22 protein-coding genes are annotated in these 24,394 nt (G+C 70.4%); 8 read left to right on the top strand and 14 right to left on the bottom strand.

The window, feature by feature from the left end:
* Positions 1 to 349 precede the first annotated feature (349 nt).
* The gene (locus HJC40_RS17490) at positions 350 to 2,161 is read left to right on the top strand and encodes a DEAD/DEAH box helicase (protein WP_250002486.1); all 1,812 of its coding nucleotides are present in this window, start codon (positions 350 to 352) and stop codon (positions 2,159 to 2,161) included.
* 182 nt (positions 2,162 to 2,343) lie between these two features.
* Entirely contained in the window at positions 2,344 to 3,000 is a 657-nt protein-coding gene (locus HJC40_RS17485; RefSeq protein ID WP_250002178.1) for a putative glycolipid-binding domain-containing protein, read from the top strand.
* A gap of 294 nt (positions 3,001 to 3,294) precedes the next feature.
* On the opposite strand, the gene HJC40_RS17480 is transcribed toward HJC40_RS17485, so the two are convergent.
* The gene (locus tag HJC40_RS17480) at positions 3,295 to 3,744 is read right to left on the bottom strand and encodes an Lrp/AsnC family transcriptional regulator (RefSeq protein WP_250002177.1); all 450 of its coding nucleotides are present in this window, start codon (positions 3,742 to 3,744) and stop codon (positions 3,295 to 3,297) included.
* Between the two features lie 213 nt (positions 3,745 to 3,957).
* Between HJC40_RS17480 and HJC40_RS17475 the strand changes: the two genes are divergently transcribed.
* Positions 3,958 to 4,233 carry a BldC family transcriptional regulator gene (locus HJC40_RS17475; protein WP_026206443.1) on the top strand — a complete coding sequence of 92 codons (276 nt, stop codon included), beginning with the start codon at positions 3,958 to 3,960 and terminating at the stop codon, positions 4,231 to 4,233.
* Here HJC40_RS17475 and HJC40_RS17470 read toward each other — a convergent pair.
* The 5 genes from HJC40_RS17470 to HJC40_RS17450 all read right to left on the bottom strand — a co-directional run bounded on the left by HJC40_RS17470 (position 4,206) and on the right by HJC40_RS17450 (position 8,884).
* Complete coding sequence (locus tag HJC40_RS17470; RefSeq protein WP_250002176.1) at positions 4,206 to 4,844, bottom strand: UbiX family flavin prenyltransferase; 639 nt, start codon at positions 4,842 to 4,844, stop codon at positions 4,206 to 4,208. The two genes, HJC40_RS17475 and HJC40_RS17470, sit on opposite strands and share 28 nt — an antisense overlap.
* 16 nt (positions 4,845 to 4,860) lie before the next feature.
* Positions 4,861 to 5,868: a hypothetical protein gene (locus tag HJC40_RS17465; protein ID WP_250002175.1), complete on the bottom strand. Its 1,008-nt coding sequence runs from the start codon at positions 5,866 to 5,868 to the stop codon at positions 4,861 to 4,863.
* Positions 5,869 to 5,974: 106 nt separating this feature from the next.
* Complete coding sequence (locus tag HJC40_RS17460; RefSeq protein ID WP_250002174.1) at positions 5,975 to 6,499, bottom strand: SigE family RNA polymerase sigma factor; 525 nt, start codon at positions 6,497 to 6,499, stop codon at positions 5,975 to 5,977.
* 31 nt (positions 6,500 to 6,530) lie between these two features.
* Complete coding sequence (mqnP, locus tag HJC40_RS17455; protein WP_250002173.1) at positions 6,531 to 7,427, bottom strand: menaquinone biosynthesis prenyltransferase MqnP; 897 nt, start codon at positions 7,425 to 7,427, stop codon at positions 6,531 to 6,533.
* Positions 7,424 to 8,884, bottom strand: a complete 1,461-nt coding sequence (locus HJC40_RS17450; RefSeq protein WP_250002172.1) for a menaquinone biosynthesis decarboxylase — start codon at positions 8,882 to 8,884, stop codon at positions 7,424 to 7,426. Before HJC40_RS17450 ends, mqnP begins: the two co-directional genes overlap by 4 nt.
* 113 nt (positions 8,885 to 8,997) lie before the next feature.
* Here HJC40_RS17450 and HJC40_RS17445 point away from each other — a divergent pair, with 113 nt between their 5' ends.
* Entirely contained in the window at positions 8,998 to 9,906 is a 909-nt protein-coding gene (locus HJC40_RS17445; RefSeq protein ID WP_250002171.1) for a hypothetical protein, read from the top strand.
* Positions 9,907 to 9,918: 12 nt separating this feature from the next.
* Here the strand turns inward: HJC40_RS17445 and ccsB are convergent, their stop codons facing one another.
* Genes ccsB through hemL form a run of 6 tightly spaced genes read right to left on the bottom strand, consistent with a single transcriptional unit; the run spans position 9,919 to position 15,907 of the window.
* Positions 9,919 to 10,920, bottom strand: coding sequence for a c-type cytochrome biogenesis protein CcsB (gene ccsB / locus HJC40_RS17440; RefSeq protein WP_250002170.1), 1,002 nt, complete (start codon positions 10,918 to 10,920; stop codon positions 9,919 to 9,921).
* A complete protein-coding gene (locus tag HJC40_RS17435) occupies positions 10,920 to 12,542 on the bottom strand; it encodes a cytochrome c biogenesis protein ResB (protein WP_250002169.1) in 1,623 nt (540 codons plus the stop codon). The genes ccsB and HJC40_RS17435 overlap by 1 nt, the downstream gene beginning before the upstream one ends.
* Positions 12,539 to 13,351: a cytochrome c biogenesis CcdA family protein gene (locus tag HJC40_RS17430; protein ID WP_250002168.1), complete on the bottom strand. Its 813-nt coding sequence runs from the start codon at positions 13,349 to 13,351 to the stop codon at positions 12,539 to 12,541. Before HJC40_RS17430 ends, HJC40_RS17435 begins: the two co-directional genes overlap by 4 nt.
* Complete coding sequence (locus HJC40_RS17425; protein WP_374272029.1) at positions 13,351 to 13,914, bottom strand: TlpA disulfide reductase family protein; 564 nt, start codon at positions 13,912 to 13,914, stop codon at positions 13,351 to 13,353. The genes HJC40_RS17430 and HJC40_RS17425 overlap by 1 nt, the downstream gene beginning before the upstream one ends.
* The gene (locus HJC40_RS17420; protein ID WP_250002485.1) at positions 13,911 to 14,534 is read right to left on the bottom strand and encodes a histidine phosphatase family protein; all 624 of its coding nucleotides are present in this window, start codon (positions 14,532 to 14,534) and stop codon (positions 13,911 to 13,913) included. The genes HJC40_RS17425 and HJC40_RS17420 overlap by 4 nt, the downstream gene beginning before the upstream one ends.
* A 29-nt stretch (positions 14,535 to 14,563) precedes the next feature.
* Positions 14,564 to 15,907 (bottom strand): glutamate-1-semialdehyde 2,1-aminomutase, encoded by a 1,344-nt coding sequence (gene hemL, locus HJC40_RS17415; RefSeq protein WP_250002166.1) that lies wholly within the window; start codon positions 15,905 to 15,907, stop codon positions 14,564 to 14,566.
* A 146-nt stretch (positions 15,908 to 16,053) separates the two neighbouring features.
* Here hemL and HJC40_RS17410 point away from each other — a divergent pair, with 146 nt between their 5' ends.
* The 3 genes from HJC40_RS17410 to HJC40_RS17400 all read left to right on the top strand — a co-directional run bounded on the left by HJC40_RS17410 (position 16,054) and on the right by HJC40_RS17400 (position 17,176).
* A complete protein-coding gene (locus HJC40_RS17410) occupies positions 16,054 to 16,380 on the top strand; it encodes an STAS domain-containing protein (RefSeq protein WP_250002165.1) in 327 nt (108 codons plus the stop codon).
* Between the two features lie 86 nt (positions 16,381 to 16,466).
* A complete protein-coding gene (locus HJC40_RS17405; RefSeq protein ID WP_250002164.1) occupies positions 16,467 to 16,856 on the top strand; it encodes a MerR family transcriptional regulator in 390 nt (129 codons plus the stop codon).
* The gene (locus tag HJC40_RS17400; protein ID WP_250002163.1) at positions 16,829 to 17,176 is read left to right on the top strand and encodes a co-chaperone YbbN; all 348 of its coding nucleotides are present in this window, start codon (positions 16,829 to 16,831) and stop codon (positions 17,174 to 17,176) included. The genes HJC40_RS17405 and HJC40_RS17400 overlap by 28 nt, the downstream gene beginning before the upstream one ends.
* 3 nt (positions 17,177 to 17,179) lie before the next feature.
* Here HJC40_RS17400 and HJC40_RS17395 read toward each other — a convergent pair whose 3' ends face one another.
* Both HJC40_RS17395 and HJC40_RS17390 read right to left on the bottom strand, forming a co-directional pair.
* Entirely contained in the window at positions 17,180 to 17,728 is a 549-nt protein-coding gene (locus HJC40_RS17395) for a two-component system response regulator (protein ID WP_250002162.1), read from the bottom strand.
* A 58-nt stretch (positions 17,729 to 17,786) separates the two neighbouring features.
* A complete protein-coding gene (locus HJC40_RS17390) occupies positions 17,787 to 22,193 on the bottom strand; it encodes a HAMP domain-containing protein (protein WP_250002161.1) in 4,407 nt (1,468 codons plus the stop codon).
* A gap of 113 nt (positions 22,194 to 22,306) precedes the next feature.
* Between HJC40_RS17390 and HJC40_RS17385 the strand changes: the two genes are divergently transcribed.
* Positions 22,307 to 24,346: a SpoIIE family protein phosphatase gene (locus HJC40_RS17385; RefSeq protein ID WP_250002160.1), complete on the top strand. Its 2,040-nt coding sequence runs from the start codon at positions 22,307 to 22,309 to the stop codon at positions 24,344 to 24,346.
* Positions 24,347 to 24,394 lie beyond the last annotated feature (48 nt).

Below are 24,394 nucleotides of genomic sequence, written 5' to 3'. Positions count from 1 at the left end.
CTTGCGGGCATTTCAGCGGTCGGCTCCTAGCAGCCACGGCGGGCCATTCGCGAGCATGCGCCCCCGTAGAGAGGTTCTCTTGACCACTTTCGTTGATCCCAGCACGTTCCCTTCCGTCTTCGAGACCCGTTCCACCGAGTCCGGCGCCATCGAGTCCACTGAGACCACCTCCGTGGAGACCCCGGCCGCCGAGACCGCGTCTGCGGAGACCGCAGCCGTCGAGTCCCCGGCCGCCACCGAGCAGGCCACCCCCGAGACCACCGAGAGTGTGGTCGTCGTGGCGCCGGTCGACACGACTCCCGTCGCGGACGCGATCGCCGACGAGCCGGCCGAGGCCGCCGACGAGCCGATCGAGATCATCGAGGAGCCGGCGGTAGTGCTCCCGACCTTCGCCGAGCTGGGCGTTCCGGCCGAGCTCGTGCGCGTCCTCAGCCGTGAGGGCATCACCACCCCGTTCGAGATCCAGGCCGCCACCATGCCCGACGCGCTGGCCGGCCGGGACGTTCTCGGTCGCGGTCAGACCGGCTCCGGCAAGACGCTGGCGTTCGGCCTGCCGCTGCTGGCCCGGGTCGCCCAGGGTGGCCGGGCCCGGCCTCACCACCCCAAGGCCCTGATCCTGGTGCCCACGCGCGAGCTGGCGATGCAGGTCGCCGACGCGCTGATGCCGCTGGGCCGTTCGGTCGGCGTCTTCCTCAAGACCGCCGTCGGCGGGGTTCCCTACGACCGTCAGATGGACGCGCTGCGCCGCGGCGTCGAGGTCATGGTCGCCACCCCGGGCCGCCTCGGCGACCTGATCGAGCGGGGCGCCTGCAAGCTCGACGACATCGAGATCACGGTGCTCGACGAGGCCGACCAGATGGCCGACATGGGCTTCCTGCCCGAGGTCACCGAGCTGCTGGCCAAGACTCCCGAGCACGCGCAGCGTCTGCTGTTCTCGGCCACGCTCGACGGTGACGTCGACACGCTGGTCAAGCGCTTCATGCACGACCCGGTCACGCACTCGACCGCCCCGGCCGAGGCCAGCGTGTCCACCATGGATCACCACCTGCTGCTGATCCCGCCGCACGACAAGTTCCCGATCGCGGCGTCGATCGCCAACCGGGAGGGCAAGACGATCGTCTTCGCCCGCACCCAGATGGGCGTCGACCGGCTGGTCGAGCAGCTGCGGCAGGTCGGCGTCCGCGCCGGCGGGCTGCACGGCGGCAAGACCCAGCGGGTACGTACGCGTACGCTCGCCGAGTTCAAGGAGGGCCGCAACAACGTCCTCGTGGCGACGGACGTGGCCGCCCGCGGCATCCACGTCGACGGCATCTCGATGGTCATGCACGTGGACCCGCCGAAGGACCCGAAGGACTACCTGCACCGCGCGGGTCGCACCGCCCGGGCCGGCGAGTCCGGCGCCGTGGTCACGCTGGTCCTGCCCAAGCAGCGTCGCAGCACCCAGGCGATGATGAGCAAGGCCGGCGTCGCACCGGACGAGACCCGCGTGCGTCTGGGCGACGAGAAGCTGATCGCGATCACCGGGGCCCGCGAGCCCAGCGGCGTGCCCGTGATCGAGGAGCCGGAGCCCCGCCGTGAGCGTGGCGACCGTCCGCGTGGCCGCTTCGGCGACCGCCCGCGCGGCTCGTTCGGCGACCGCCCCCGTGGTGACCGTCCGCAGCGTTCGTATGGTGACCGTCCGCAACGTTCGTACGACGACCGGCCCGCCGGTGACCGTCCGCAACGTTCCTACGGTGACCGGCCGGCCGGCGAGCGTGGATCGTTCGGCGACCGCCCCCGCGGCGACCGTCCCCAGCGTTCGTACGGCGACCGCCCCGAGCGGAGCAGCTTCGGCGGCGAGCGCTCCGGCGGCGACCGCGGCACCTCCGGCGGCTACAGCGGCGGCGACCGCGGCGGCGACCGCAGCACCTCCGGCGGCGACCGGGGCGGCTACAGCAGCACCTCCGGCGGCGACCGGGGTAGCTACAGCGGTGGCGACCGCGGCACTGCCGGTGGCGACCGCGGAGGCTTCAGCGGCGGTGACCGTCCGCGTGGCGACCGTGGCTTCGGCCGCAACGGCGAGCGCACCGGTGGCTTCCGGCGCGACAGCAACCAGCGCAACGACCGCCGCGAGGGCCCCGCGGACCGTTTCGGCACGCCCCGCCCGGCCCGCAGCTACTGAGCGAGCCGCAGGCAGTTCCAGCACTCGGGCTACCGATCGAGTTCTGAATTGCGCGGTTATTGAGGCTCGCGGCTTTCGAGCGAGCTGAAAACGAACCGAAAAAGCACCATCCGAGACGCCCGGCACGCGACGTGCCGGGCGTCCGGCTTTTCCCGGGCGGCTCGGCCGGGTACACAGAAGACATGTCGCTGCTGCCCGCTTCCCTGTTCTGGCAACGCAAGGACACGGCCGGATCCGAGCACACCGTGCTCGACGCCTCCAACGGGTTGTACGCCCGGGGCACGGCGCTCGCCGTCGATCCCATCCCGTACAGCTGCCGCTACGAGCTCCGTACGGATCCCGGCTGGGTCACGGCGCACTTCGACGTGGCCACCGAGGGCGCCGGCTGGGCCCGCACCCTCCGCCTCGAGCTGGCCGCCGGCACCTGGCGGGCCACCACCGCCGAGCAGGGCAACCTCGACGCGGTGCTGTCGGCCGCCGGGCACGCCGGCGCGGGGCTGCCCGGCCTCGAGGATCCCGATCTGCTGTACGGCGCGTTCGACGTCGATCTGACCGGCTCGCCGCTCACCAACACGCTGCCCATCCGCCGGCTCGATCTGCACCGGCCCGCGGCCGACGGCGTCGGTGTCGCGCACCGGCTCAGCGTGGCCTGGGTGCTGCTGCCCAGTCTCGAGGTCGTGCAGGCCGACCAGATCTACACCGCCCTGGGCGAGGGCCGGGTGCGGTTCGCGAACGAGACGTTCAGCGCCGATCTGACCATCGACGAGGACGGCTTCGTCGTGGACTATCCGGGCCTGGCCGACCGGGCCGGTGACCCGCACCGCAAGCGAGCCTCCTGACGCCGTAGGGGCCGCCTGAGAGGCCGCGGCGGGGTAAGCGGCCGCTCCGACGAAGGCCGCGTAACCGAGGCGGCGCGGTGGGCGGCCGCTCCGACGAAGGCCGCGTAACCGAGGCGGCGCGGTGGGCGGCCGCTCCGGCGAAGGCCGCGTAACCGAGGCGGCGCGGTGGGCGGCCGCTCCGGCGAAGGCCGCGTAACTGAAGCGGCGGGGTGAAGGGCCGCTCCGGCGAAGGCCGCGTAGCCGAAGCGCGAGCGGTGCGGGCCGGCGGGCGGGCAACGGGTCGAGGGCGCGGGGTCAGCCGAGGTGGGGCTGCGGTCTGTTCTCCCACTTGGTGGAGAGCGCGATCGCCGTCCGCGTCGACGCCACGCCGGGCGTGCGGTTGATCCGCACGATGAGCTGCTCGAGCTCGGCGATGGTGCCGACCCGTACGGTGAGCTGATAGGACTCCACCCCGGCCATGAAATAGCAGCTTTCCACCTCGGGCATGGCCCGCAGCGCGGCCAGCACGTCGTCGGTGTCGGCCCCGGAGTCCTCGATGATCCCGATCAGCGCGGCGACGCCCAGGCCCAGCGCCTCGTAGTCGACCTCGGCCCGGTAGCCGCGGATCGTTCCGGCCGCCTCGAGCTTGCCGACCCGTTCGTGCACGGCCGGCGCGGAGAGCCCGACCTTGCGGGCCAGTTCGGCGTACGACGAGCGGGCGTTCTCCCGTAGCAGCTCGATCAGCCGGAGGTCGATGGAGTCCATGGTGAAGACCCTAAACGGGTGGCAGATCGTCACACACGTCCGGTAGCAGCGCAAACGGCGGCAGGATAACGATCACTGTCGCAATTAGGGCTTTTTCCGCATTCCAGGGACTCGGTTCCGGGGCAATGCTCTAATGGCTTTACGTCCCGATCGAGCACGCCGACACTCACCGTGATCACGGCCGCTCCAAAAGACCGACGCGAGGAGGGGGCTGTGGACACTGGAGATCGTCTGCTCACACCAGGCGAGGTGGCCGCGCTGTTCCGCGTCGACCCGAAAACGGTGACCCGTTGGGCCGCCGCAGGGCGCATCGGCAGCATTCGTACTCCCGGCGGCCACCGCCGATTCCGTGAATCCGAGGTCCGCGCGCTGCTCGAAGGCGATGGCGTGGTCGAGGAAATGCGGGAGGACGATGCCGCCAATCGACCCCGTAACGCAGGCCCGAGCAATCCGGGCATGGGTTACGGACCGCCCAACGGGTTGCGCTGAGCGTTCAATTCACCCTTCCACCGGGTCAAGAGCGTGTGGGGTACGCCGAGGGCGTCCAGCGCCTTGCCCGCTACGAAATCGACGAGTTGTTGTGCGGTTGCCTGCGCCCCGGCGCCATAAAAGCCCGGGCTCGCAGGCAGAACGACCGCCCCGGCGTCGTGCAGCGCGATGAGGTGCTCGAGGTGACTGCGCGTCACCGGAGTCTCTCGAGGGACGATCACTGTCCGTCGCCGTTCCTTGAGGTTCACCTCGGCCGCCCGCTGCAGCAGATCCTTGGACAGCCCAATCGCGATGCCCGCGCACGCGGCCGTGCTGGCCGGCACCACGATCATGCCTTTGGCCGGGTAGGACCCGCTGCTCGGACCGGCCGCCAGATTACCGGCGGCCCAGTAGGACAGGTCGCCGAGATCGCGCCCCAGCCACGCGCCGACGTCGTCCTTCCAGTGCGCGTCGCGTACGGTCGCCCCGGTCTCGTCGAGGATCGTCAGCCGCGCGGCCTTCGAGATGACAAGGTCCACGGACTCCCCCGCGTCGAGCAGCGCTGAGAGCACCGCCCGGGCGTAGGGCGTTCCCGAGGCACCTGAAACCCCCACGACCCACGGTTCACGCATGCCTCAAGTGTGCCCGCTAGTCCCGCGACACTTGGGCCGAAGTGGGAAAGGACTCCTGCGTGGTCGGCCACGTGCCGGGATTGTCGACAGCCCCGACGATCCGGCCCGCCGCGGCCACCCTCTGGAGGTCGGCCTCCGGCACGTCATGCCCGGCCCGGGCCACCAGGTTGCTCGTAGCGTCGGGCGCCGCCTGGCATTGCCTAACGTTGCGCTGCCCAGCCCAAGTCGCGCACTTCGGCGTCGGCCCGGTCCCGGGCATGAAGCTCCGCTGCACGCCGATCACGATGCCGCCTCCTGGCACCGGCGCATTTCCCGGCGTGGTTCGCGGAAATGACAAATCGCCCGGTAGCCGCATCGAGTCCGAGACCGGTCGGGACCAGGAACTGACGAACTGCGGCTGCTCGTAAGCCGGGTCGAGTTCGAAACCGATGCGGTCCGGGCCGGGCAGCAGAACGGCCGTCGTGGCTCTCGGCCGGCTGACGTCGATCGCGGCCAGTCGCATGGTGGGTGGCACCCAGGTGATGGCGAACGGCAGGCGGGCCGGACGCGGCGGGGACACGCGGAAGGCGGAGGCCAGTCGCATCATCTCCGTCCGGCTGAGACGGTTCTCGTACGACGCCAGCACGCCCGTCGAACTGTCGGAGTTCTGCCAGGTGAGCAGGCTGTCGGCCGTGCTGACCGCATGGGGGAGCACCTCGATGAACCAGGCCTCGCGACCGTTGATCGCCCCGCCGGACTCCCTCGGGCCATCCATCCTGAACGTGTGCGGGACGGATCCGGTGGGATACAGGGCGAGCCGGCCGACGGACCGGTACACGCCCGGCGACAGCTCCCGGCCGATCGACGCCAGTTGGTTTTCGATGCTCACCCATTCCGGATCGCCGACCCGAAGGTCGCCGCTTCGATAACCCGAAAAGCGCAGGTCGAGAAGTCCGGCCTTCGGTGGGGTGACCGGCGGAACCGAGGGTCGGGCCACGAGCTGCGGCACACCGATCGCGGCGATCACCGCCAGCAGAGCCGCCACCGCCCATCCCGTGTTTCGCCGCCGCTTGCGTCGGCGGCCCGCCGCGACGACGTCGTCGACGGTGATCCGAGCGGCCGGCGCCTCTTCGCGGGCGGCCAGCAGCAGTTCAGACAGCTTCATGACGGGCCTCCACGCGCTCGTCGATGCTCAGGTCGGCGCCGAGGATCCGTCGCAGGGCGTCGAGGCCCCGGGACGTGTACGCCTTCACCGTGCCCTCGGGGCAGCGCAGCGCCGCCGCCGTCTGCGGCACGCTGAGTCCTTCGAGAAAGCGCAGCACCAGCACCGCCCGGTGCTTGACCGGCACCTGCAGCAACGCCTGCCGCAGCTGCACCCGGTCGTCGATGGTCAGGATCTCGTCGGGCGCCACCACCTCGGGCAGGGCGTCGCCGTGCGACTGCTCACGCCGCCACCACGGTCTTCGCGTCTCGTCGATGGCGGCCCGCACGACGGCGGTGCGCGCGTACGCCTGGGGGTTCTCGACCCGCCCCCACTTCACGTAGAGGCGGGCCAGAGCGCCGAGCACCGCGTCCTCGGCCACCTGCCAGTCGCCGCAGGTGAGGTAGGCGAGCCCCCGCAGCGCCTCCATCTGCGCGCCGACGAACTCGCGGAACTCGGCCTCGTGGTCGCTCACGCGTATTGGACGGAGGGCGCCGGGTGAACGGTTACAGCAGGAGCAGGTCGAGGAGGGCGAAGAGGAACAGCGCGATGCCGACGAAGCCGTTGGCCGTGAAGAACGCCCGGTTGACCTTCGACAGGTCGGTCGGCGTGACGACGATGTGCTGGTAGGCGAAGGCGGCCGCGGTCAGGGCCAGGCCGATCCACCAGAGCCAGCCGAGGCCGACGACCTGGCCGAACCAGACGAACAGCGCGAACGTCACGACGTGGGTGACGGTCGAGATGTGCAGCGCCGTGCGCACGCCGAAGCGCGCGGGGGTCGAGTGCACGCCGATCTGGCGGTCGATCTCGACGTCCTGGCAGGCGTAGATGATGTCGAAGCCGCCGATCCACAGGCCCACCGCGAGGCCGAGCAGCCAGGCCGGGCCCGAGCCGTCGAAGGTGCCGGTGATGCCGAGCCAGGCGCCGACCGGGGCGACCGCCTGGGCCAGCGCGAGCACGTAGTGCGGGAAGTTGGTGAACCTCTTGGCGTACGGATAGACGACCAGCGGGATCACGGCGAGCGGGAACAGCAGCAGGCACAGCCAGTTGAGCAGTCCCGCGGCGAGGGCCATGACCACCAGCGAGACGGCGGCGCCGGTCCACGCCGTCCGCGGGCTGACCGCGCCGGTGACCAGTTCGCGGTTCTTGGTGCGGGGGTTGAGGGCGTCGATCCGGCGGTCGAGGATGCGGTTGGCCGCCATGGCGAACGTGCGACCGGACACCATCGCGATGGTGATCAGCAGCAGATCGAGCCAGTGGACGCCGGTGCCGAGGCGGTCGAGGGCGACGGCGGCCGACAGATAGGCGAACGGGAGCGCGAAGACCGAGTGCTCGATCGCGACCAGGCGCAGGAACGCCTTGACCTTGCCGGGCTTTTCCGGGACCGCCGCGACCGCCGTCATATGCCGTACTCCTTCCAGCGCTTGTCCACCAGGCTGGTCACCTCGGCAGGCATCGCCATCTCCTCGGGCCAGCCTCGTGAGTAGCCCTCGGAAGGCAGCTTACGGGTGGCGTCGATGCCCGCCTTGCCGCCCCAGAACTGCTGGTAGGAGGCGTGGTCGAGGTGGTCGACCGGGCCCTCGGTGAGCAGCAGGTCGCGGCTGTAGTCGACGTTGCCGAACGCGCGGAAGGCGACCTCGTTGTAGTCGTGGACGTCGCAGTCCTCGTCGACGATCACGACCAGCTTGGTCATCGCCAGCGAGTGGGCGCCCCAGACCGCGTTCATGATCTTTTGCGCGTGTTTGGGGTACCGCTTGCGGATCGACACGATCGCGCAGTTGTGGAAGACGCCGGCCGACGGCAGGTCGTAGTCGACGATGTCGGGGATCAGCATCTTGAGCAGGGGCAGGAAGATGCGCTCGGTGGCCTTGCCCAGGCCGTGGTCCTCCTGCGGCGGCTTCGACGTGATGATCGAGTGGTAGATCGGCTTTTTGCGCATGGTCATGCACTCGATGTGGAGCACCGGGAACGGCTCGACCGGGGTGTAGAACCCGGTGTGGTCGCCGAACGGGCCCTCGGGCAACCGCTCGCCGGGCTCGAGATAGCCCTCGAGGATGATCTGGGCCTGGGCCGGCACCTGGAGCGGGACGGTGAGGCAGTCGACCATCTCGACCCGCTCGCCCCGGAGGAAGCCCGCGAACAGGTACTCGTCGATGTCGGAGGGCAGCGGGGCGGAGGCGGAGTAGCTGACCACCGGGTCGCAGCCGATCGCGATCGCGACCGGCAGACGCTGCCCGAGCCGCTCGGCCACCGCGTGGTGGGCGGTCGAGTCCTTGTGGATCTGCCAGTGCATGCCGAGCGTGTTCTTGGAGTGCTGCTGCAGGCGGTAGAGGCCCAGGTTGCGTTTGCCGGTCTCGGGGTGCTTGGTGTGGGTGAGCCCGAAGTTGTGGTAGATGCCGCCGTCGCCGGGCCAGATCTGCAGCCCGGGCAGCAGACCGAGATCGACCTCGTCGCCCTTGAGCACGACCTCCTGGCAGGGCGCGGTCTTGACCTTGCGCGGCGGCAGCGACTTGAGCTGCAGCACCTTGCCGATGCCCTCGCGGATGCCGGACCAGCCGACCGGGAGCTCGGGCTTGATCATCGACCCGATCCGGTCGCCCACCTCGTCGAGACTGTCGACGCCGAGCGCCATCGCCATGCGTTTCTCGGTGCCGAACAGGTTGATCGCCAACGGCATCGAGCCGCGGGTGGGCCGCTCGAACAGCAGCGCCGGCCCGCCGGCCCGCACGGTGCGCGTGACCACCTCGCTGATCTCCAGCGTCGGGTCGGCCGGGACGGTCACCCGCCGCAGCTCACCCGCCGCCTCGAGGGCGGTGAGGAAGCTCTGCAGATCTTCATAGGGAAATCCACGAGGCGCCATGACATCCAGTCTCGCGCACGGGTCCGACAGTTCCGCGCGCGGGCGATCACCGTCACTCGTGATGTCCGATTCGCGTTGAGTTAACGATATCCCGATGCGCAGGCGAGGTGCTGGTGAAGGTCCGTGACGTGGCGCTGTGGTGCGCGATGGCGGGCCTGGTCGCCGCGCCGGCAGGTCCGGCTCCGGCTGTTTCTGCAGCTCAGAGCTCCTCTTCCGCGGTCGGCAGCAGGACGGCGCTGCCGGCCTGCCCACCCGCCCGGGCGTCGCAGCGGCCGCCGGCCCAGCCGGCCGGCCCGGCCACTCCCGGGGCCTGTCGTGCCGCGGGTCACATCCGCGAGTCCGGGGTGCGTCTGCCCCGGCCGGGCCAGGCCGGCTTCACGCCGAGCGGCTACCACCACCTGGGCGCCAACACCGGCGGGGAGTGGGCCGGGGTGTCGGGCCGCATGTCGGTGGTCGACGGGGCGATCCGCACCCGCTCGTACGACTTCGTGGCCGCCCGGTTCATGGCCAAGCGCAACCTGGGCCGGGGCACCATCGCCTGGCTGGAGGCCGGCTGGGCCGAAACGGGCTGGGCCGGGGCCGGCAAGCAGCAGGTCTACACCTTCAACACCAACACGAAGACCTGGCAGTTCTACGAGCAGTACACGCTGCGCCCGGGTGACAAGATCTGGATCGACCTGCACGCGGGCAAGAACGGCGTGTGGAGTGCCTGGCTGTGGTGGGGCGAACGGTGGAATCTGCTCACCACCCAGCTCCTACCGATCGGCCCCACCTCGACCGTCGAGCAGTATGTGGAGGTGCACGTCGACGGGAAGAGGCCCGGGCTGATCGACGTGCCGCCCGTGACGGTGGACAACGTCCGGCTGCGGCCCACCGACGGCGAGCCGCGATTCTGGCGCGAGGACGTGCCCACCCGGACCGGCACCGATCCCACCCAGCGCCGGCTCAAGGGCGGCTTCTGCCTGGACTGGCTCACCCGCTACGACACGTGGACGGCCGGCGGCTGCGGCGACCGGCCGTGAGCCACCGGGGCGTCAGCCCGCGTTGGCGTACGAGTGCAGGCCCTCGAAGAACAGGTTGACGCCGAACAGGTTCATCAACATGGTCACGAAGCCCAGCAGCGCGATCCAGGTGGCCACCGTGCGCTTCACGCTGGGCGTGGCCCGGGCGTGCAGGTAGCCGGCGTAGACGACCCAGGAGATGAACGCCCAGACCTCCTTGGGGTCCCAGCCCCAGTAGCGGCCCCAGGACGCCTCGGCCCAGATCGGCCCCGCGATCAGCGCGCCGAAGGTGAACAGCGGGAAGGCGAAGGCGTGCAAGCGGAACGTCAGCCGCTCGAGCGTCACGGCTGCGGGCACGTGCTTACCGAGCGTGTAGGGGAACTTGCGCTTGCCCTCGTCGTACCCGTTCCGGATGAGGAACATCGCGGCCGGCACGGCGCCGATCAGGAAGATGCCCGAGCCGATGATGATCGTCGACACGTGGATGATGAACCAGTACGAGTTGAGCGCGGGCACCAGCGGGCCGACCGGGGTGTACGCGATCATGGTGGCCGCGCCGAGCATGACGACCAGCGCGAGCGAGGCGAACAGGCCCAGGTGACGCACGGCCGGGCGGGCCAGCACGACCCCGATCCAGACCGCCGACGCGATGAACGTGGTCGACAGGATGTACTCGTACATGTTGCCCCACGGCATCCGGTCAGCCGCGACTCCGCGCGTGACCAGACCGCCGAGGTGCAGCAGCACGGCGAGGACGTTGACGCCGACGGCGATGCGGCCGACCAGCTCGCCGCGGTCACGCCCGGCCGGCGTCTCCGACGTCTCGACGACGACGGGCGGAACAGCGTCCGCCGGAACAGTGTCTGCCGGAACAGTGGCCCCCGCGCCGACGAGCTGCTTGGCCTCGACCGGCCGGATCGCCGCGCGGCCGATGCGGCTGCGCTTGCCGAACGCGTACTCGCCCGCGTAGCAGACCATCGCAATCAGATAGGCCAGGACGGCCGCCGCCATCAACTGGTTGGACAACTCCGCCATCAGGGCGTCCCTTCCTCGGCGGCCTTCACCACAGCCTTGAACTCGTCCGGAAAACCGGGATAGTCGGTGCGCGGCAGGCCACCGGCCGCCAACAACGTACCGCCGGAGCTCGCCGACGAACCTGTCAGGTCGGTATTTCTCCGCGCCCGGAACCACACCCGGCGCCGGTGGCCGCCGAGCGAGAGCATCAGCCCGATCAGGCCGAGCACCGCGCCGGCCAGCACCAGCCCCTGGGTCGGGTCGTGCCGGACGGACAGGGTGGCGAACGGCCGGGTGCCGACGAACTCGAGCTTGGTGCCGTCGTCCAGGGTCCAGGTGCCGCCCAGCTTGAGCGCGTGCGGACGTGTCCCGCTGACGTTCTTGAGCTCACCCGAGGCGAGCTGGCCCTGGTCGAGCGAATACACCGAGCCGGGCGTGCCGACGTCGAGGCCGAGGTCACCGCGGTAGGCCGTCAGGTAGAGCATCGGGTTGTCCTCGGCCGGGAACGCCGAGGTGGCCCGGCCGTCGGTGGGCGCGGTCGGCAGGTACCGGCCTTCGAAGCCCATCTGGAGTGTGGAGTCCCGCTTGTCGGTCTTCGGGTCGATGTTGACGTCGGGGAACTGGGCGACGCCCTCGCTGGTCTGCATGGCGTCGATCGGCAGGAACGGCACGACCTTGGTCTGCGAGACGCCGAAGCGGTCGGTGTACTTGAGGACCGGCGCGTAGCCGTGCCCGAGCAGATAGACGTTGGCGTCGCCCAGCCGCAGCGGGTCGTTCACCGTGAACTTCCGGGTCTCGGCCGGGCCGCCGTCCTGGGTCACCTGCACGGTGGCCAGGAAGGTCTTGGGCTGGCCGGTGCTCTGGAAGGTGGCGTCGAAGTCGGTCAGCTTGAGGCAGAAGTTCGGCAGGTCGGCCGGCTGCACCCGGGGGCCGAGCGTGGAGTCGTCGTACTGCGTGAGCGTGTTGCAGAAGCCCGAAGCGTTGCCACCGACCAGCAGCCGGTTGGCGTGCCAGCCGTACCAGTGCCCGAAGCCGACGCCGATCAGCACAGCCAGCAGGGCGAAGTGGAAGAGCAGGTTGCCGGACTCCTTGAGGTGGCCCTTCTCGGCCGAGACGGTCCAGCTGCCGTCCTCGGCCTCGCGCACCTTGGTGCGCCACCGGCGGCGGCGCAGGTCGCGGGCGACGCTCGCGGCGACCTCGGCCGGTTCGCCCGCGCGCGGGAACGGCTCGGCGTGCTCGGGCAGTCGTTCCAGACGCTTGGGCGCCTCGGGCGGCGCCATCCGCAGCGCGCGCACGTGGTCGAGCAGCCGGGGCACGACACAGCCGATCAGCGACGTGAAGAGCAGCAGGTAGATCGAGGCGAACCAGGGCGACGCGTAGACCTCGAAGCCGCCGAGACGCTCCAGCCACGGCGCCAGATCGGGATGCGCCTGGTAGTACTGCGTCACCCGCTCGGCGTTGACCGCGCGTTGCGGGAAGATCGAGCCCGGGATGGCGGCGATCGCCAGCAGGAAGAGCAGCACCAGAGCCGTACGCATGCTGGTGAGCTGCCGCCAGGAGTTGCGCAGCAGGGCCCACAGCCGGTTGGTGCGGCGCGGCGGCGGCGCAGCCGGGGCGGCCGGGCGTTGCTCGACAACGGTCACAGCACGGTCCCCCCGAAGTCGAAGGTGACCTTGAGCCACACCAGGAAGTGGTTCCAGCCACCGGTGACCAGGGCCAGCCCGACCAGGATGAGCAGCACGCCGCCGATCCGGGTGATCCAGCGGCTGTTGCGGCGGACGGCCCGGAAGACCCCGAGCAGCTTGCGGAAGAACAGACCGAAGAGCACGAACGGAATGCCCAGACCCAGGCTGTACGCCACGGCCAGGATCACCGCCCGGTCGGTCTGACCCGAGGTGGTGGCCAGCAGGATGACCGCGCCCAGGGTCGGGCCGACGCACGGGATCCAGGAGAAGGCGAAGATCGCGCCGAACACCGGGGCGCCGAGCAGCCCGGCGGCGGGCAGCCGGGTGATCCGGGCCTCCCGCTGCAGACCGGGGATCCAGCCCAGATAGGCGACCCCGAGCAGGATGATCAGAACGCCCAGGACGAGGTTGAGCGCGTCCTGGTGGCGCAGCAGGAAGCCCAGCTTGGCGGCCGCCGTGGTGAGCAGCGTGAACACGACCATGAAGCCCAGCACGAACAGGCTGGTGCCGGCCAGCACGCGACCGGTGCCCGCGGTCCGTACGGCCGGCTTGGTCAGCGTCCCCACCCCGCCGCCCTCGACCGGCTCCGGGCTCCGGGATCCGGCGTCCAGGTCGGAGCCGGCCAGACCGGTGACGTAGGACAGGTAGCCGGGCACGAGCGGCAGGACGCACGGCGACAGGATGCTGACCAGGCCGGCGATCACGGCGACCCCGATGGCCAGCAGCAGCGGACCGGTGCCGGCGATCGAGGCGAAGCTGTCGCTCATCAGCCGTTCCCCTCCGCGGCCACCTTTTCCACCAGCGGCTGCAGTTGAGTGATCGTGGTGGCCTGGCGCACCGCGGCGGCGATGCGGCCCTGCCGGTCGATGATCAGGGTGGCCGGGGTGCTGACCTGCGTGACATCGAACTGCAGGCCGACCTGGCCGTCGAAGTCGTAGAGGCTCGGATAGGTGACCCGGCCGCGCTCGAACTCACGGGCCGCGTCCCGGTCGTCCCGCGAGTTGACGCCGATGAACGTGACGTTCTTGGCCTTGGTCGCCTGGTACGTCTTTTCCAGGTCGTCGGCCTCGGCCCGGCAGGGCGCGCACCACGAGCCCCAGAAATTGACCACGACGACCTTGCCGAGATCCTGGCTCAGGTCGTACTTGCCGCCGTCGAGCAGCTCGCCGCTGACCGGCTTGACCGCGGTCCGCTGATCGGGTGCGCACTCGACCACGCCGTTGGCCGTCGTGCACTTCTCGGCCCAGTTGTCCTCCCCGCCGCATCCGGCGAGGACACCGGCCGTGAGCACGGCGGCGGCCAGGACAGCGGCGAGGCGGCGCATGGTCAAGCTCCCTTGGCGGTCTTGGCTGTCGCGGAGAGGGCCACCAGGTGGGCGGCGGGCTCGGCGTAGTCGATGCCGACGACCTTGGAGTCCTCGAAGCGGAACGACGTGATGCTGGCCAGCGCGCACTCCCGGCGACGGGGGTCGTGCCACAAACGCTTCTTCTCTATATAGCGCCGCAGCGTCCAGATCGGCAGCTGATGTGACACACAGACGGCCTCGTGACCCTCGGCGGCGACCCGGGCCGCCTGCACCGCGGCGAACATCCGCTGCGCGATGACCAGGTAGGCCTCGCCCCAGGACGGGGTGATCGGGTCGCGCAGCACCCACCAGTGCCGCGGATTGGTGAGCGCGCCGTCGCCGACCGAGACCTTCTTGCCCTCGAAGTAGTTCGAGCTCTCGATCAGCCGGACGTCGCTGGCGATCTTGAGGTCGAATTCCGCGGCGATCGGTACGGCGGTCTCCTGCGCGCGGTCGAGCGGGCTGGCCACCACGTGGGTGACGTCGCGCCCGGCCAGCGACTCGGCCGCCGCCACGGCCATCTGCTTGCCGAGCTCAGACAGGTGGAAGTCGGGCAGGCGCCCGTACAGGACCTGGTCGGGGTTGAAGACCTCGCCGTGCCGCATCACGTGGACGGTGGTTCTCGTCGGCTCGCTCACAGTTCTCCCCCCGCCGCGGCGCGCGCCGCGTAAGGCAACGCCGACGCGATCTGTTCCAGCGCTTCCTCGTCGATCGCGGTCGAGACGAACCACGACTCGAAGGCGCTCGGCGGCAGGTAGACGCCGCGGGCCAGCATCGCGTGGAAGAACGCCTTGAACGCGCCCGCGTCCTGGGTCCGGGCCGACTCGTAGTCGACCACCTCGGACTCCGTGAAGAAGATCGAGAACATGTTGCCGGCGAACGAGAGCCGGTGCGGCACGCCCGCGGTGGTCAGCGCGTCGGCGGCGAGCGCGCCGACGGTCGCGGACAGCTCGTCGAGGCGCTTGTAGACGGCCTCGTCGGCGAGCCGCAGCGAGGCCAGCCCGGCCGCACAGGCCAGCGGGTTGCCCGAGAGAGTGCCGGCCTGATAGACGGGACCGGCCGGGGCCAGCCGCGACATGATCTCGCGACGGCCGCCGAACGCCGCCGCCGGCAGGCCGCCGCCCATCACCTTGCCGAAGGTGAACAGGTCGGCGTCGACCGGGTCGAGCCCGGCCCAGCCGCCCGCCGAGACACGGAAGCCGGTCATCACCTCGTCGACGATGAGCAGGGCGCCGGCCGCGTGGGCGATCTCGGCCAGCCGCTGGTTGAACCCGTCGAGCGGGGCGATCACGCCCATGTTGCCGGCCGCGGCCTCGGTGATGATCGCCGCGATCTCGCCGCCGTCGCGCCGGAAGGCCTCCTCGACCGCGGCGACGTCGTTGTAGGGCAGCACGATCGTCTCGCTCGCGGCGGCGCCGGTGACGCCGGGCGAGTCGGGCAGGCCGAGCGTGGCGACGCCGGAGCCGGCCGCGGCCAGCAGCGCGTCGACGTGCCCGTGGTAGCAACCGGCGAACTTCACGATCTTGGAACGCCCGGTGAAGCCCCGGGCCAGGCGGATCGCCGACATGGTGGCCTCGGTGCCCGAGTTGACCAGGCGGACCTCGTCGACGGGCGTACGCCGGACGATCTCCTCGGCCAGGTCGACCTCGCCCGCCGTCGGGGTGCCGAAGCTGGTGCCCCGGGTCGCGGCCGACTGGATCGCGGCGATGACCTCGAGATGGGCGTGACCGTGGATCAGCGGGCCCCACGAGTTGACGAGGTCGACATAGCGGCGGCCGTCGGCGTCGGTGAGCCACGCGCCGGAGCCGTGGGCCATGAAACGGGGCGTGCCACCGACCGCTCGGAACGCACGCACGGGTGAATTGACCCCGCCGGGCACAACAGCCTGGGCGCGGTCGAAAAGGGCCTGGGATGCCGGGGCGTCCTCCGGGTAGGGGAGGCCCTCGGGGCGGTATGAGGTGGTCACAGCAGCTCCCATTGTGTCAGCGCGGTCCGGCGGGAATCTCAAGAGGGTTCCTCACATCACCCGAGGATGACGCGAGGTGTCATCCGGCGATGTCGGGAACGCCCCGGTACGGTCGCGCCCAACAGGCCGAACAAGCGCACAGGCGATAGGCTGTCCCGGTGGAACGACCCGAGCTGTCGATCACGGTTGAGCAAGCACCCGACGAGGTCATCTTCCACCTCGCCGGGGAGATTGACGTGCTCACGGTCACGAACCTGTCGACGCTGGTCAACGAGACGCTGATCGAGCCGCCGGCCCGCATCGTGCTCGACATGGCCGGTGTCACCTTCTGTGATTCGCAAGGCCTCGGCACGCTCGTCGTACTCAGCCGCAAGGCGCAACATGCCCGTTCTGTCCTGTCGCTGACGAACGTCGGCGACTTCCTGCTGCGAGTGCTCGACATCACCGGTTTGCGCAGCGCGCTGATGATCAGCAGCACTGCCTGAGACCTCCGGCTGCTTCAGATCTGTGGCGGCCTTGCCTTGACGCCGGTGTCAAGGCCTAGCGTCGGCGACGACGAGGGGACACCGGGATGTTGATCGGTGAGCTGGCGACGCGGGCCGGGACGAGCCCGCGGACGCTGCGCTACTACGAGCAGCAGGGGCTCGTGCGGGCCGGCCGGGACGCGAACGGCTACCGGCAGTACGACGACGCCGAACTGCGCGTGGTGCGGGAGATCCGGTCGCTGCTGGCGGCCGGTTTCGGCATCGAGGACATCCGGCCCTTCGTCGCGTGTCTGCGGGCCGGGAACCAGTCGGGTCACGTCTGTCCCGACTCGGTGCTGGTGCTGCGCCGCAAGCTGGCCGAAGTGGACGGCTTTCTGGGGCAGCTCACCGACCTCCGGCAGCAGCTGCGCGCCCAGTTGGACGAGGCCGTCGCACTCCGGGAGTCGCCATGCCGCACACAGATCTGCCCGCCCTGACCGATGCCACCATCGCGTCGTCGCTCAGCGATGCCGGGATGCCGGTCGTCGTCGACGTCTGGGCCGAGTGGTGCCCGCCGTGCGGGCCGATGGCGCGCACGCTGGCCGAGCTGCAGCCCGAGTTCGCCGGACGGCTGCTCATCACCACGCTGAACGCCGACGAGAACCCCGGCACCGCCCGGGAGTACGGGATCATGTCGCTGCCGACACTGCTGATCTTCCAGAACGGCGTGGTGACGCGCCGGCTGGTCGGGGCGCGCCCGAAGTCGGTGCTCCGGCAGCTTCTCTCGGACGCGCTCACGCCGTACGCCAACGTCTGAGCCTCAGCTGCCCCAGCGGGCCTTCTCGAGCAGGGCGAGCGCCTCGGCGCCGGCCTCGTCGCCGCCGGCCCGCAGCACCCGGGCCGCCTCGTCGACCGTCTCGGTGAGCCGCTGCCACTGCGCCTCGCGCTCACGGGTCGCCTCGGCCTGGGCCTTGAGCTGCTGGGTCTTGTTCCAGAGCTCGACAAAGATATTGACCTTGGCCCGCAGCACCCACGGGTCGAACGGCTTGGTCAGGTAGTCCACCGCGCCGACCGCGTAGCCCCGCAGCGCGAGCTGGGCATCGCGGTCGGCGGCGGTGAGGAACAGGATCGGCACGTGCCGGGTGCGTTCGCGCCGCTTGATGTGGCTGGCCGTCTCGAAGCCGTCCATGTTGGGCATCTGCGCGTCGAGCAGGATCACCGCGAAATCGTCGGTGAGCAGCTGCTTGAGCGCGGCCTCGCCGCTCTCGACGGCCACCGCCGTCACCGGCAGGCCCTGCAGGATCGCCTCCAGCGCCAGCAGGTTGTCCCTGCGGTCGTCGACCAGCAGGGCCTTCGCGCGCTCAGCCACACCCCGTCCTTTCCGTCGGCTGTCTCGAACAGATCAGGTCCACCGGACCGGACCCGGCTCAGTCCCGGCCGGGCTCGATCGCCTTGTCCGCGTTCACCCAGCGGGCCATCAGCTCGATCAGCTCGTCCAGGTCGACGGGCTTGGTGATGTAGTCGCTGGCCCCGGCGGCCAGAGCCGATTCCCGGTCGCCGGGCATCGCCTTAGCCGTGAGGAAGACTACCGGCAGATCCTGGAAGCGCTGGTTGCGCCGGATGCCGCGAGTGGTCTCGTAGCCGTCCTGGTCGGGCATCATCGCGTCCATCAGCACGATGTCGACCTCGGGGTGCTCGCCCAGCAGGCGGACGCCGTCGACCCCGTTGTCGGAGTAGAGAACGTTGAGCCCGTGCATCTCGAGCGCGCTGGTCAGCGCGAAGACGTTGCGCACGTCGTCGTCGACGATCAGCACGGTGGCGCCGTCGAGCTGCCGGCTGGCCGGGCTGACCACGTGACCTTCCAGGTCGGCGTGGTGGTGCATGACCGGCAGCTCCATGAGCGGCATGTCGATGGGCGCGGCGGCCGGCTGCACGACCACCGTCGCCGACGGCAGCGTGGGCAGGCTCAGCGGCGAGATCGCCTCGGCACTCAGCGCGTCCGGCATGTAGAGCGTGAACGTCGACCCCTCGCCCGGCCGGGACGAGACCACGATCGTGCCGCCGAGCAGGGCGGCCAGGTCGCGGCTGATCGAGAGGCCCAGGCCGGTGCCCCCGTACTTGCGGGTGGTCGTGCCGTCGGCCTGCTGGAACGGCTCGAAGATGATCGCCAGTTTCTCGTCGCTGATGCCGATGCCCGTGTCGGTCACCGCGAACGCGATCACCTGACGGGCGCCGGCCAGCGCGGGCACGTCGAAGTCGGTCTCGGGCGGGGCGCCGAAGATGCTCAGCGTGACCGAGCCGCTGTCGGTGAACTTGACCGCGTTGGAGAGCAGGTTGCGCAGGATCTGCTGGAGGCGCTGCGGGTCGGTGAGGATCGACTCGGGCAGCCCCGGCTGCAGCCAGACCCGGAACTCCAGGTCCTTCTCGTTGGCCTGGGGCGCGAAGGCCTGCTCGACGTAGCTGCGGACGTCCTCGAACTCGACCTGGTCGGGCTCGACGTCCATCCGGCCCGCCTCGATCTTGGCCAGGTCGAGGATGTCGTCGATCAGCGAGAGCAGGTCGGAGCCGGCACTGTGGATCGTCCGGGCGAACTCGATCTGCTTGCCGGTCAGGTTGCTCTCGGGGTTGTCGGCCAGCAGCCGGGCCAGCAGGAGCAGCGAGTTCAGCGGCGTGCGGAGCTCGTGGCTCATGTTGGCCAGGAACTCCGACTTGTACGCGCTGGCCCGGCTGAGCTGCTGCGCCTTCTCCTCCAGGCCGCGCCGGGCCTGCTCGATCTCGCGGTTCTTGGTCTCGATGTTGGCCTTCTGCTCGCTCAGCAGCTGCGCCTTGTCCTCGAGCTCGGCGTTGGTGCGCTGCAGCTCGGCCGACTGGTCCTGCATCTCGCGGGCCAGCCGCTGCGACTGCGAGAGCAGTTCCTCCGTACGCCGGTTGGCCTGAATGGTGTTGAGGGCGACCCCGATCGTGGACACGAGCCGCTCGAGGAACGTCAGGTGCAGGCCCGAGAACGTGGCCACCGACGCGAACTCGATCACGCCGAGCATCTCGCCCTCGAACAGCACCGGCAGCACGACCAGGTCGTTGGGCGGCATCGACATGAGGCCGGAACGCATGGTCAGGATGCCGTCGTGGGTGGCCCGCACGCGGATCGTGCGGCGCGAGACGGCGGCCTGGCCGACCAGCCCCTCGCCCGGCCCGAAGGTCACCTCGTGGTTGCGGGCGACATAGCCGTACGAGGCGGCCAGGCGCAGCCGCATGACTGCCTGCTCATTGTCGACCAGGAAGAACGCGCCCAGCTGGGCGTCGACCAGCGGGGTCACCTCGGTCATGATCATGCGGCAGACCTCGCCGAGATCCCGCTGGCCCTGCAGCAGGCCGCCGATCCGGGCCAGGTTGGAGTCGAGCCAGCCCTGTTCGGCGTTGGCCTTGGTCGTCTCGCGCAGCGTGACGATCATCTGGTTGATGTTGTCCTTGAGCTCCGCAACCTCGCCCTGCGCCTCGACCGCGATGCTCTGGGTCAGGTCGCCCCGGGTCACAGCGGTGGACACCTCGGCGATCGCGCGCAGCTGGATGGTCAGCGTGGAGGCGAGCTGGTTGACGTTGTCGGTCAGGTCCTGCCACGTACCGGAAACGCCCTTGACCTGGGCCTGACCGCCGAGCTTGCCCTCGACGCCGACCTCGCGGCCGACCCGGGTGACCTCGGTGGCAAAGCTCGAGAGCTGGTCGACCATCGTGTTGACGGTGTCCTTGAGCTCGAGGATCTCGCCCCGGGCGTCGACCGTGATCTTCTGCGACAGGTCGCCCTTGGCCACGGCGGTGGTGACCGAGGCGATGTTGCGCACCTGCGCGGTCAGGTTGGACGCCATGTAGTTCACGTTGTCGGTCAGGTCGCGCCAGGTGCCGGCCACGCCGCGCACCTGGGCCTGACCGCCGAGCTTGCCCTCGGAGCCCACCTCGCGGGCCACCCGGGTCACCTCGTCGGCGAACGACGACAGCTGGTCGACCATCGTGTTCACGGTGTTCTTGAGCTCGAGGATCTCGCCCTGGGCGTCGACCGTGATCTTCTGCGACAGGTCACCCTTGGCCACGGCCGTCGAGACCTGGGCGATGTTGCGCACCTGGCCGGTCAGGTTGGAGGCCATCGAGTTGACGTTGTCGGTCAGGTCGCGCCAGGTGCCGGCCACGCCGCGCACCTGGGCCTGACCGCCGAGCTTGCCCTCGGTGCCCACCTCGCGGGCCACGCGGGTCACCTCGTCGGCGAACGAGGACAGCTGATCGACCATCGTGTTGACGGTCGACTTCAGCTCGAGGATCTCGCCGCGGGCGTCGACCGTGATCTTCTGCGACAGGTCGCCCTTGGCCACGGCCGTGGTGACCGAGGCGATGTTGCGTACCTGGCTGGTCAAGTTGGACGCCATGTAGTTCACGTTGTCGGTCAGGTCGCGCCACGTGCCCGAGACGCCCTGGACCTGGGCCTGACCGCCCAGCTTGCCCTCGGAGCCCACCTCGCGGGCCACCCGGGTCACCTCGTCGGCGAACGACGACAGCTGGTCGACCATCGTGTTCATGGTGCTCTTCAGCTCGAGGATCTCGCCCCGGGCGTCGACCGTGATCTTCTGCGACAGGTCACCCTTGGCCACGGCCGTGGAGACCTGCGAGATGTTCCGCACCTGGTCGGTCAGGTTGGCCGCGAGCTGGTTCACGTTCTCGGTGAGGTCGCGCCACGTGCCCGAGACCCCGCGGACCTGGGCCTGACCGCCCAGCCGGCCCTCGGTGCCCACCTCGCGAGCCACCCGGGTGACCTCGTCGGCGAACGACGACAGCTGGTCGACCATCGTGTTGACGGTGTCCTTGAGCTCCAGGATCTCGCCCTGCGCGGCCACCGTGATCTTCTGCGACAGGTCGCCCTTGGCCACCGCGGTCGAGACCTGGGCGATGTTGCGCACCTGGCTCGTCAGGTTGGACGCCATCGAGTTCACCGAGTCGGTGAGGTCCTTCCAGGTGCCGGCCACGTTGGGCACCTCGGCCTGGCCGCCCAGCTTGCCCTCGGTGCCCACCTCGCGGGCCACCCGGGTCACCTGCTCGGCGAAGAGCCGCAGCGTGTCGGTCACGCCGTTCATGGTGTCGGCCAGCTCGGCCACCTCACCGCGGGCGGAGACCGTGATCTTCTGCGACAGGTCGCCCCGGGCCATGGCCGTCGCCACCTGGGAGATCGAGCGCACCTGGTGGGTCAGGTTCGACGCCATCGTGTTGACCGAGTCGGTCAGGTCCTTCCAGGTGCCGGCCACGCCGCGGACGTCGGCCTGGCCGCCCAGCTCGCCCTCGGTGCCCACCTCACGGGCCACCCGGGTCACCTCGTCGGCGAACGACGACAGCTGGTCGACCATGGTGTTGACGGTGCGGCCGATGCGCAGGAATTCACCCCGCAGGGGTCGCCCGTCCATCTCCAGGGCCATGTGCTGCGACAGGTCACCCTCGGCGACGGCGACGATGACGCGGGAGATCTCCGTCGTCGGGCGGCCCAGGTCGTCGATCAGCGCGTTGACCGATCGCACGCTGTCGGCCCAGGCGCCGTCGAGACCCTCGTCGTCCAGGCGCTCGGTGAGCCGGCCGTCGCGGCCGACGATCCGGCTGATCCGCCTCAAGTCGAGATTCTGCCGCTCCTGCAGCGACACCACCTCGTTGAACGCGTCGGCGACCTCGCCGGGCAACCCGCTGCGGCGGGGCAGCCGCACCTTGAGGTCGCCACGGCGAACGCGCCGCAGGGCCTCGGCGAGCTCGCCGAGCACTGCGGTGTCGTCGGGCATGCCGACGCTGGCTTCTTTGGCCGCGGTCATGCTGTCCTCACTCGCTGTCCATCCTTGGTGGGCCCCCCATCCTCTCTCGCCCGACCGGGTCAATGCGAGAGACGACTTTGTGCACAGGCCCACCGACAGGAGAGGATGCATGCGTGTCAGTGGAGGCCGATGCGATCTCGGACACCCCGGCGGGTGGACTGCTCCGCCGCGTCCGGCTGCCCAACGACCGGCGCACCCCCGCGGCGGCGCGTGCCCTGGTGCGCTCCGTGCTCGAGGAGGCCGGGCTCGATTCCCTGCTCAACGAGGCGCTGCTCCTGACGACGGAGCTGTCGACCAACGCGGTGGTGCACGCGAACACCGAGCTCGACATCGAGGTGCGAGCCGACCCGAGCGGGCTCACCGTGACGGTCACCGACTTCGCGCCCGGCCCGGTCGAGCAGCTCGCCGTCGGCCCGCGCAACGAGAGCGTCGACATCGGCGAGGTCGCCGAGCGCGGGCGTGGCCTGCTGCTGGTCGATCATTTCGCCCGCCGGTGGGGCACGGTTCACGAGGGCACCGGCAAGGGGGTCTGGTTCCGGCTCGAGGGCGAATCCGCCGGGACGTCCTCGGCGGTCGTGCCGGCGGCGGTGAACGCGATCGAGACGGGCACCCCGAGCGTCGGCGCGCTCTCCACGCTGTTGCAGGTCACCCCCGAGCGGCAGTCCGAGGAGGGGGTGGCCGAGTTCGCCGCCGATCTGCTCGCCCAGCTGGCCCGGCTGACCGGCGCCGCCGGCGGGGTGATCCGGCTCGACCGCGGCGACGGCGGCGGCCGCCAGCTGCTGGCCCGCTACGGCCGGGCGCCGCGCGACGACGCCGACACGATCCGGGTGCCGCTGTCGATGCAGCGGCCCTACTCGGGCGAGCTCGAGCTCGACGCCTCCCCCATCGGCTACGCCCAGCCGCTGGCCACGCTGGTCGCCGAACGCTTCTCGCTGTATCTGGAGAACGACCGCCTGCGCCGCACCGATCTGCGCCGCCAGGCCTGGCTGACGTTCCTGGCCGAGGCGAGCGAGCTGCTCGCCCAGTCGCTCGACGTCAACCTCACGATGGCCCTGATCCCGCAGCTCGTGGTGCCGCGACTGGGCCAGTGGTGCGCGGTCCACACCACCGACGCGTGGGGCCGGCTGCAGCTCGCGGCGGCCACCCACGCCGACGAGGCCATGCTGCCCCAGCTGCACGAGACGCTGGCCGAGACCGGCCCCGACGCGATCCTGGCCCGGCTCGAGGAGGCGTCGCGCCTCGGCACCCAGGTGATGCTGGGCGCGCCGACCGAGGGCTTCGCGGTGCCGCTGGTCGCCCGGGGCACCCGGCTGGGCACGCTCGCCGTGGGCCGGCACCACCGCATCCGGCACGACGCCGACGAGGTGGCGGTGCTGGAGGACGTCGCCCGGCGCGCGGCCCTGGCGATCGACAACGCCCGCATCCACGACGAGCGGCACAAGGTCGCCCGGACGCTCCAGGCCTCGCTGCTGCCCCCGGCGCTGCCCAAGGTCGAGGGCATCGGCTTCGCCGCCGAGTACGTGCCGACGGGCTCCGAGGTCGGCGGTGACTTCTACGACGTCGTGCCCTCCGGGCCGGACACGTGGGTGGTCGTCGTCGGCGACGTCTCGGGCAAGGGGGTGCAGGCGGCCACGGTGACCGGTCTCGTACGCGACGTGATCCGCATCCTCGTCGACGACGGCAAGCCGATGACCGAGATCCTCTGCCGGGTCAACAAGACGCTGGTCCAGCGGGGCGGCGGGCGTTACTGCACGCTGGCGATGGCCGAGGTCAGCCGGGCGACGGACGGCGTACTCAAGGTCGGCCTGCACCTGGCCGGTCACGACCGCGCGGTCCTGGTGCACGCGGACGGCAAGACAGCCTTCGTCGGCGAGGGGGGCACGGCCCTCGGCCTGCTCGAGTCGATCACCTCGCCCGACGTCGAGGTGCGGCTGCAACCGGGCGACTCGCTCATCTTCTACACCGACGGCGTGACCGAGCGCCGGCGCGGGCGCGAGCTCTTCGGCACCGGCCGCCTGCGCGACGCGGCCGGGCCACTGGCCGGGTATCCGGCCGAGGTGATGGCCGCCCGGCTGCGCTCGACCACGATCAACTTCTCGGTCGAGGAACCTCGCGACGACATCGCGATCCTGGTGCTCCGCAACGACGCCTGACCCGGCAAATCGCCCCTTTCGCCCGACTATTTCGTGGCATGGTGTTTG

This window comes from Actinoplanes sp. M2I2 (assembly GCF_023544445.1).
Taxonomy (GTDB): domain Bacteria; phylum Actinomycetota; class Actinomycetes; order Mycobacteriales; family Micromonosporaceae; genus Actinoplanes.
The sequence above is the reverse complement of the archived record's forward strand: the minus strand, read 5'-3'. Positions and strand labels throughout refer to the sequence as shown.